General features: G+C 72.9%; 7 protein-coding genes and 1 pseudogene. 7 read left to right on the top strand and 1 reads right to left on the bottom strand.

What is annotated here, in order from left to right; translation table 11 throughout:
* Nucleotides 1-93: 93 nt before the first annotated feature.
* From ABZ281_RS29115 to ABZ281_RS29105, 3 genes and pseudogenes are all read left to right on the top strand, one after another.
* Nucleotides 94-414: pseudogene (locus tag ABZ281_RS29115) on the top strand (ABC transporter ATP-binding protein); the annotation flags it as partial.
* 195 nt (nucleotides 415-609) lie between these two features.
* Nucleotides 610-1,578 carry an EamA family transporter gene (locus ABZ281_RS29110; RefSeq protein ID WP_356660207.1) on the top strand — a complete coding sequence of 323 codons (969 nt, stop codon included), beginning with the start codon at nucleotides 610-612 and terminating at the stop codon, nucleotides 1,576-1,578.
* Between the two features lie 345 nt (nucleotides 1,579-1,923).
* Nucleotides 1,924-2,526: a DinB family protein gene (locus tag ABZ281_RS29105; protein ID WP_356660205.1), complete on the top strand. Its 603-nt coding sequence runs from the start codon at nucleotides 1,924-1,926 to the stop codon at nucleotides 2,524-2,526.
* A gap of 219 nt (nucleotides 2,527-2,745) precedes the next feature.
* On the opposite strand, the gene ABZ281_RS29100 is transcribed toward ABZ281_RS29105, so the two are convergent.
* On the bottom strand, nucleotides 2,746-2,985 hold the full coding sequence (locus ABZ281_RS29100; RefSeq protein WP_356660203.1) for a hypothetical protein: 240 nt from the start codon (nucleotides 2,983-2,985) through the stop codon (nucleotides 2,746-2,748).
* Between the two features lie 92 nt (nucleotides 2,986-3,077).
* Here ABZ281_RS29100 and ABZ281_RS29095 point away from each other — a divergent pair, with 92 nt between their 5' ends.
* The 4 genes from ABZ281_RS29095 to ABZ281_RS29080 form a co-directional block, all read left to right on the top strand.
* The gene (locus ABZ281_RS29095; protein ID WP_356660201.1) at nucleotides 3,078-3,872 is read left to right on the top strand and encodes a TIGR03084 family metal-binding protein; all 795 of its coding nucleotides are present in this window, start codon (nucleotides 3,078-3,080) and stop codon (nucleotides 3,870-3,872) included.
* Nucleotides 3,869-5,536, top strand: a complete 1,668-nt coding sequence (locus tag ABZ281_RS29090) for an acyclic terpene utilization AtuA family protein (protein WP_356660199.1) — start codon at nucleotides 3,869-3,871, stop codon at nucleotides 5,534-5,536. Before ABZ281_RS29095 ends, ABZ281_RS29090 begins: the two co-directional genes overlap by 4 nt.
* Entirely contained in the window at nucleotides 5,533-7,131 is a 1,599-nt protein-coding gene (locus tag ABZ281_RS29085; RefSeq protein ID WP_356660197.1) for a carboxyl transferase domain-containing protein, read from the top strand. Before ABZ281_RS29090 ends, ABZ281_RS29085 begins: the two co-directional genes overlap by 4 nt.
* A 5-nt stretch (nucleotides 7,132-7,136) precedes the next feature.
* On the top strand, nucleotides 7,137-7,616 hold a 480-nt coding region (locus tag ABZ281_RS29080), incomplete at its 3' end, for a biotin carboxylase N-terminal domain-containing protein (protein WP_356660195.1).

Below are 7,616 nucleotides of genomic sequence, written 5' to 3'. Positions count from 1 at the left end.
TGGCCGCCCCGTCGTGGAACAGCGAGGTGTCGAAGCCGCGAGCGTGCAGCAGGACCGGTTCCGACCAGGGACCCTCGATGGAAGGGGCGGTGATCCCCGGTGCTGGTCCTCGACGAGCAGACGACCGGCCTGGACGCGCCGGCGGCCCGCCGTATCGCGAAGCCGCTGCGGCGCCTGATGGCCGGCCGCACCACCCTCATGATCACCCACGACCTCAACCTCGCCCCCGACGCCGACCGCATCCTCGTCGTCGGCCGCGGCCACGTCGTGGAGACCGGCCGCCACGACGAACTGCCGGCCAGGGGTGGGGCGTACGCGAGGCTGCACCGTTCCCGGAACAGCACGGTCAGGGACACGGGCGAACTGCGCATGCCGCTGTTCACGGAGTACCCGGCGCGTCCGGCGTCCTACTGACCCGACCTGTCCATCGGCTGACCCGACCTGTCCACCGAGCGTCCGGCGTCTCACCGACCGGGACAGAGGTAAAAGGTGTTTACGCACCTGACCGAGTCCATTACTCTGGACTGGCAAGTGCATCGGGGTGTACATGGAGTGCATGCGGATGTACGCACAGCCCCCGACTCAGCGCCGACGAGCACAGGACCGCCCGTGACCACCCCCGACAGCGTCACCACGCCCCAGTCCACGATCGCCGCCGCCCCCGACGGCACCACGCCGGGCTCCGGACCGGGCCGGCTCGGCTCCCTCGGACCCGTGGGCCTGGTGCTGGCGGGCGGGATCTCCGTGCAGTTCGGCGGCGCCCTGGCCGTGACGCTGATGCCGAGGGCGGGCGCCCTCGGGGTGGTGGCCCTGCGCCTGCTGGTCGCGGCCGTCGTCCTGCTCCTGGTCTGCCGCCCGCGGCTGCGCGGCCACTCGCGCACCGACTGGGGCACGGTCGTCGTCTTCGGCATCACCATGGCCGCGATGAACGGCCTCTTCTACCAGGCCGTCGCGCGCATCCCGCTGGGTCCCGCCGTCACGCTGGAGGTGCTCGGCCCGCTCGCCCTCTCGGTCTTCGCCTCCCGCCGCGCGATCAACGCCGTCTGGGCGGCGCTCGCCCTCGCCGGTGTCTTCCTCCTCGGCGGGGGAGGCTTCAGCGGGCTCGACCCCACAGGAGCGGCCTTCGCCCTGGGCGCGGGCGCCATGTGGGCGGCCTACATCGTCTTCAGCGCCCGTACGGGCCGCCGCTTCCCGCAGGCGGACGGACTGGCCCTGGCCATGGCGGTGGGGGCGGTGCTGTTCCTGCCCCTGGGCATCGCCGAGTCGGGGGCGAAGCTGCTCGACCCGGTGACGCTGGGCCTGGGCGCGGCGGTAGCCCTGCTCTCCTCCGTACTGCCCTACACCCTCGAACTCCTCGCCCTGCGGCGCCTGCCCGCCTCCACCTTCGCGATCCTGATGAGCCTCGAACCGGCCATCGCCGCGACGGCCGGCTTCCTCATCCTCGACCAGGCCCTCAGTGCCGCCGAGGCCGCCGCGATCGCCCTCGTCGTCGCGGCGAGCATGGGCGCGGTACGCACCCAGGTGGGCCGCGGCCGCAAGAAGCGGGCGGCCCTGGAGAGCACCGCCCTGGAGGGCTGAGCTGCACCGCGCGGGAAGCGGCCGCTGTCCGGCCCGGCCGGGTTACCAAGCTCCTGACTTGTTGAATCGACCGCAGATGCTCGGTCTGCAGCCGTAGCGTCCAGGGTGTCGGTCGGCAGGGCCCGCAGTGCTCCTTGCCGCCCTCGGGCTGGCTCACTGATAGCGCGCCGACGCCGGCCGACACCCGCGCGGTGTTCCGCCCGGCCGGAGCCATGAGAACAAGCCCCGGCGGCCGGACAGAACAACGCGAAGACAGCCCAGCAGGGCGTCAGTCAGTGCCCGGGTCACGACCACCGGAACCCGAGTATCAGCATCAATGTCAGTGCCGGGCGCCAGACTGCCCGCATGAGCGCATCGGACCCCAAGGCCGACCTCCTCCGCTACCTCCAGGACGCCCGTGACGTCCTGCTCTGGAAGCTCGAAGGGCTCTCGGAGTACGACATACGCCGCCCCCTGACACCCACCGGCACCAATCTGCTGGGGCTGGTCAAGCACGCCGCGGGGGTGGAGCTCGGCTACTTCGGCGACACCTTCGGCCGGCCGTACTTCGACGAGAGCCCACCGTCGTGGTGGTACACGCAGGACGCCGACCCCCACGCCGACATGTGGGCCACCCCCGACGAGTCGCGCGAGGACATCGCCGGGCTCTACCGCCGGGCATGGGACCACGCGAACGGCACGATCGCGGCGGTGCCGCTGGACGCGACCGGTCGCGTGCCCTGGTGGCCCGAGGAGCGCCGGGAGACCACGCTGCACCACATCCTGGTACGCGTGATCGCCGACACCAGCCGGCACGCGGGCCACGCCGACATCGTGCGCGAACTCATCGACGGATCGGTCCGCCTGACGCAGGGCAAGGGCAGCATGCCCCCGGGTGACCGGGCCATGTGGGAGGCCCATCGGCAGCGGTTGGAGAAGGCGGCGCGGGAGGCGGACCAGGCCGTCTGAACACGCCGCACCGGTTCGGGCCCGTGGCGGCGGCGAGGGTTGCGCTCGTCTGTCTGACGGGCCTCAGCGCACCAGCATCCCGCGCACGCTGACGCCGTAGTGCGCCCGCAGTCGGCGCAGCTCCCACAGCCCCACCGCGGTCACCGACAGCGGCGCCCGGCCCCGGCACACCCGCGTACGCCCCGGTGAAAAGGATCAGCGTCATCTCCCACCCCAGCGTCATGGTGAGCAGCGGCGGCATGGTCTGGTGATGTCGGCCGTGCGGAACACGTGCAGCGGCGCCAGGCCGACGCCCCAGGCGATGAACGGCAGCACCCACACAAGGACGAGCACGACGACCACCCAGGTGACCGAGGTCAGCAGCGCCGGGTGGGTGGCGAACCGCCCCTCGACGAAGCCGGTGAGGGCCATGAGCGGGAGCACGAAGACCGTCGCTTCCGGCCACCGCAACAATTTCATGCAAGCACGCTTGATTGTTTCCGGGGTCGCTGCCATGCTCCTCAGCACGCCGCACCACCCCGCACACCGCCGTGCCCCGAGGGGAGCGCCCCGTGTCCGATCCGACGTCCGTGATCGACGATCTGCGCGAGGAGAGCGAGGAACTCGACCGCCTCGTGGCCGGGTTGCCGCCGCAGCGCTGGTCGCTCGCGACCCCCGCACCCGGCTGGACCGTGGCCCACCAGATCGCCCATCTCGCCTGGACGGACCGCTCGGCCCTGCTCGCCGTCACGGACGCCGACGGCTTCCACACGCTGGTCGAGAAGGCCCTCGCCGCGCCCGGCTCCTTCGTCGACGAGGGGGCCGAGGAGGGCGCGGAACTCCCTCCCGGCGAACTGCTCGCCCGGTGGCGCGGCGGCCGCGCGGCACTGGAGGAGGCACTGCGGGCCGCCCCGGCCGGGGCGCGCTTCCCCTGGTATGGCCCGCCCATGTCGGCCCCCTCCATGGCGACGGCCCGCCTGATGGAGACCTGGGCCCACGGGCAGGACGTGGCCGAGGCCCTGGGTGTGGTGAGCCCACCCACCGACCGGTTGCGGCATGTGGCCTGGCTCGGGGTACGGACCCGTGACTTCGCCTTCGGCGTGCACGGCCTCACCCCGCCCCCCGACCCCTTCCGCGTCGAACTGCGCGCCCCCTCCGGCGGTCTGTGGACGTACGGCCCCGATGACGCCGCGCAGCGCCTCACCGGGACCGCCCTCGACTTCTGCCTCCTGGTCACCCAGCGCGCCCACCGCACCGACCTCGCCCTGCGCGCCGACGGCCCCGACGCCGACCGCTGGCTGGACATCGCGCAGTCCTTCGCCGGGCCGCCGGGCGGCGGGCGCCCGCCGAAGGAGTCCGCCTCGTGACCCTCCGCATCGGCAACGCCTCCGGCTTCTACGGCGACCGCTTCGACGCGATGCGCGAGATGCTCACCGGCGGCGAACTCGACGTCCTCACCGGCGATTACCTCGCCGAACTGACCATGCTGATCCTCGGCCGGGACCGCCTGAAGGATCCCGCCGCCGGATACGCCCGCACCTTCCTGCGGCAGTTGGAGGAATGCCTCGGGCTCGCGCACGAGCGGGGCGTAAGGATCGTCACCAACGCGGGCGGACTCAACCCGCCCGGACTCGCGGACGCCGTACGGCGGTTGGCCGAACGGCTGGGCATCCCCGTACGCGTCGCCCATGTGGCGGGCGACGACCTCACCGCCGCCCACCCGGGCTCCCTCGCCGCCCACGCCTACCTCGGCGGCTTCGGCATCGCGGAGTGCCTGCGGGCGGGCGCCGACGTCGTCGTCACCGGGCGGGTGACGGACGCGGCCCTGGTCACCGGGCCCGCCGCCGCCCACTTCGGATGGAGCGCAACGGAGTACGACCGGCTCGCGGGTGCCGTCGTCGCCGGGCACGTCCTGGAGTGCGGGGCGCAGGCCACCGGCGGCAACTACGCCTTCTTCCGGGACGGCGACGCCCGCCGCCCCGGCTTCCCGCTCGCCGAGCTGCACGAGGACGGCAGCTGCGTCATCACCAAACACCCCGGCACCGGCGGCTTCGTCGACGTCGGCACGGTCACCGCGCAGCTGCTGTACGAGACGGCCGGTGCCCGGTACGCGGGGCCGGACGTCACCGCCCGGCTGGACAGCGTACGGCTGAGCCAGGACGGGCCCGACCGGGTGCGGATCGAGGGCGTGCGCGGGGAGGCACCGCCGCCCACCCTCAAGGTCGGGCTCAACCGGCTCGGCGGCTTCCGCAACGAGGTCGTCTTCGTGCTCACCGGCCTCGACATCGAGGCCAAGGCCGCCCTCGTGCGGGACCAGATGGAACCCGCCCTCGGCAAGGTCGCCGACGTGCGCTGGGAGCTGGCCCGCACCGACCGCCCCGACGCCCCGACCGAGGAGAGGGCGAGCGCGTTGCTGCGGCTCGTCGTACGGGACCCCGACGAGGGGGCCGTCGGGCGGGCGCTGAGCGGGGCGGCCGTGGAGCTGGCGCTGGCCAGTTACCCCGGCTTTCATGTGCTGGCCCCACCCGGAAAGGGCGCGCCCTATGGGGTCTTCGAGGATGTGTACATCCACCATGGTGGAGTCGACCATGTGGCCGTCCTCAATGACGGGCGCCGGATCCCCGTGCCACCGGCCCACGACACGGCCGTACTCGACGCGGTGCCGGAACCACCCCTGCCGGAGTCGCCGGGGCCCGGGCCCACCCGGCGCGCCCCCCTCGGACTGGTCGCGGGCGCCCGCAGCGGCGACAAGGGCGGCAACGCCAACGTCGGGGTGTGGGCCCGCACGGACGACGCCTGGCGGTGGCTCGCGCACGAGCTGACCGCCGACCGGTTCCGGGAGCTCATCCCCGAGAGCCGCGAACTGACCGTCGTACGGCATGTGCTGCCGAACCTGCGTGCCCTCAACTTCGTCGTCGAGGGGATCCTCGGCGCCGGCGTCGCCGCGCAGCACCGCTTCGACCCGCAGGCCAAGGCCCTCGGCGAATGGCTGCGCTCCCGCCACCTGGAGATACCGGAGGCCCTGCTTTGACCGCCCTGACCTCCGCGCTCGACCCCGCCGGCCCCGACCACCGGGCCAACCGCGAGGCGATGCTCGCCAAGCTCGCCGAACTCGACGCCGAGCACGCCAAGGCCCTCGCGGGCGGCGGCGAGAAGTACGTCGCACGGCACCGGGGGCGCGGCAAGCTCCTCGCCCGTGAGCGCATCGAGCTGCTCCTCGACCCCGACACGCCGTTCCTGGAGCTGTCCCCGCTGGCCGCCTGGGGCAGTGACTACGCCGTCGGCGCGTCCCTCGTGACCGGGATCGGGGTGGTGGCGGGCGTGGAGTGCCTGATCACCGCCAACGACCCGACCGTGCGCGGCGGAGCGAGCAACCCCTGGTCGCTGAAGAAGGCCCTGCGCGCCAACGACATCGCCCTCACCAACCGGCTTCCCTGCATCAGCCTGGTGGAGTCCGGCGGCGCCGACCTGCCGTCGCAGAAGGAGATCTTCATCCCCGGCGGCGCCGTCTTCCGCGACCTCACCCGGCTGTCCGCCGCCGGGATCCCGACCGTCGCGGTCGTCTTCGGCAACTCCACCGCCGGCGGCGCCTACATCCCCGGCATGTCCGACCACGTGATCATGGTCAAGGAGCGGGCCAAGGTGTTCCTCGGCGGCCCGCCACTGGTGAAGATGGCCACCGGCGAGGAGAGCGACGACGAGTCCCTGGGCGGCGCCGAGATGCACGCGCGCGTGTCGGGGCTCGCCGACTACTTCGCCGTCGACGAGCCGGACGCCCTCCGGCAGGCCCGCCGTGTGGTCGCCCGCCTCAACCACCGCAAGGCGTACGAGGATCCGGGGCCCGCCGAGCCGCCCGAGTACGACGCGGAGGAGCTGCTGGGCATCGTCCCCGGCGACCTCAAGAGCCCCTTCGACCCGCGCGAGGTCATCGCCCGGATCGTCGACGCCTCCGACTTCGACGAGTTCAAGCCGCTGTACGGGACGAGCCTGACCACCGGCTGGGCCGCCCTGCACGGCTACCCCGTCGGCATCCTCGCCAACGCCCAGGGCGTCCTGTTCAGCGAGGAGTCGCAGAAGGCCGCCCAGTTCATCCAGCTCGCCAACCAGCGCGACATCCCCCTGCTCTTCCTGCACAACACCACGGGCTACATGGTCGGCAGGGAGTACGAGCAGGGCGGCATCATCAAACACGGCGCGATGATGATCAACGCCGTCAGCAACTCCAAGGTTCCCCACCTGTCCGTGCTGATGGGCGCCTCCTACGGCGCCGGCCACTACGGCATGTGCGGCAGGGCCTACGACCCCCGCTTCCTCTTCGCCTGGCCCGGCGCCAAGTCGGCCGTCATGGGCCCGCAGCAGCTCGCCGGCGTGCTGTCGATCGTCGCCCGCCAGTCGGCCGCCGCGAAGGGGCAGCCCTACGACGACGAGGCGGACGCCGCGCTGCGCGCCATGGTGGAGCAGCAGATCGAGTCCGAGTCGCTGCCGATGTTCCTGTCCGGGCGGCTCTACGACGACGGCGTCATCGACCCGCGCGACACCCGCACCGTCCTCGGCCTGTGCCTCTCCGCGATCCACACCGCCCCCTACGAGGGCGCCCGCGGCGGCTTCGGCGTCTTCCGGATGTGAGGCCCATGATTACTTCAGTTCTTGTCGCGAACCGGGGCGAGATCGCCTGCCGTGTCGTCCGCACCTGCCGCGAGCTGGGCATCCGCACCGTCGCCGTGCACTCGGACGCCGACGCGAACGCCCTCCACGCGCGCGCGGCCGACACCGCCGTACGGCTGCCGGGGGCGGCGCCCGCCGACACCTATCTGCGCGGCGACCTGATCGTGAAGGCCGCCCGCGCCGCCGGCGCGGACGCCGTGCACCCCGGTTACGGCTTCCTCTCCGAGAACGCCGGCTTCGCGCGGGCCGTCCAGGACGCCGGCCTGGTGTGGATCGGGCCGCCCCCGGAGGCGATCGAGGCGATGGCGTCCAAGACGCGGGCCAAGGAGCTGCTGGGCATCGAGCCCCTGCGGGAGGTCACCGAGGCCGATCTGCCGGTGCTGGTGAAGGCGGCGGCGGGCGGCGGCGGACGCGCCATGCGCGTCGTACGGCGCCTGGCGGACCTG

The sequence above is a fragment of the Streptomyces sp. NPDC006265 genome, assembly GCF_040613555.1.
GTDB lineage: Bacteria > Actinomycetota > Actinomycetes > Streptomycetales > Streptomycetaceae > Streptomyces.
Note: the sequence above shows the minus strand (reverse complement) of the source record. Positions and strands in the feature narration are given on the sequence as shown.

Excerpts from the sequence above, each read along its gene's own strand:
- ABZ281_RS29100 (WP_356660203.1), bottom strand. The coding sequence starts at position 2,985 with ATGAAATTGTTGCGGTGGCCGGAAGCGACGGTCTTCGTGCTCCCGCTC.
- ABZ281_RS29105 (WP_356660205.1), top strand. The coding sequence starts at position 1,924 with ATGAGCGCATCGGACCCCAAGGCCGACCTCCTCCGCTACCTCCAGGAC.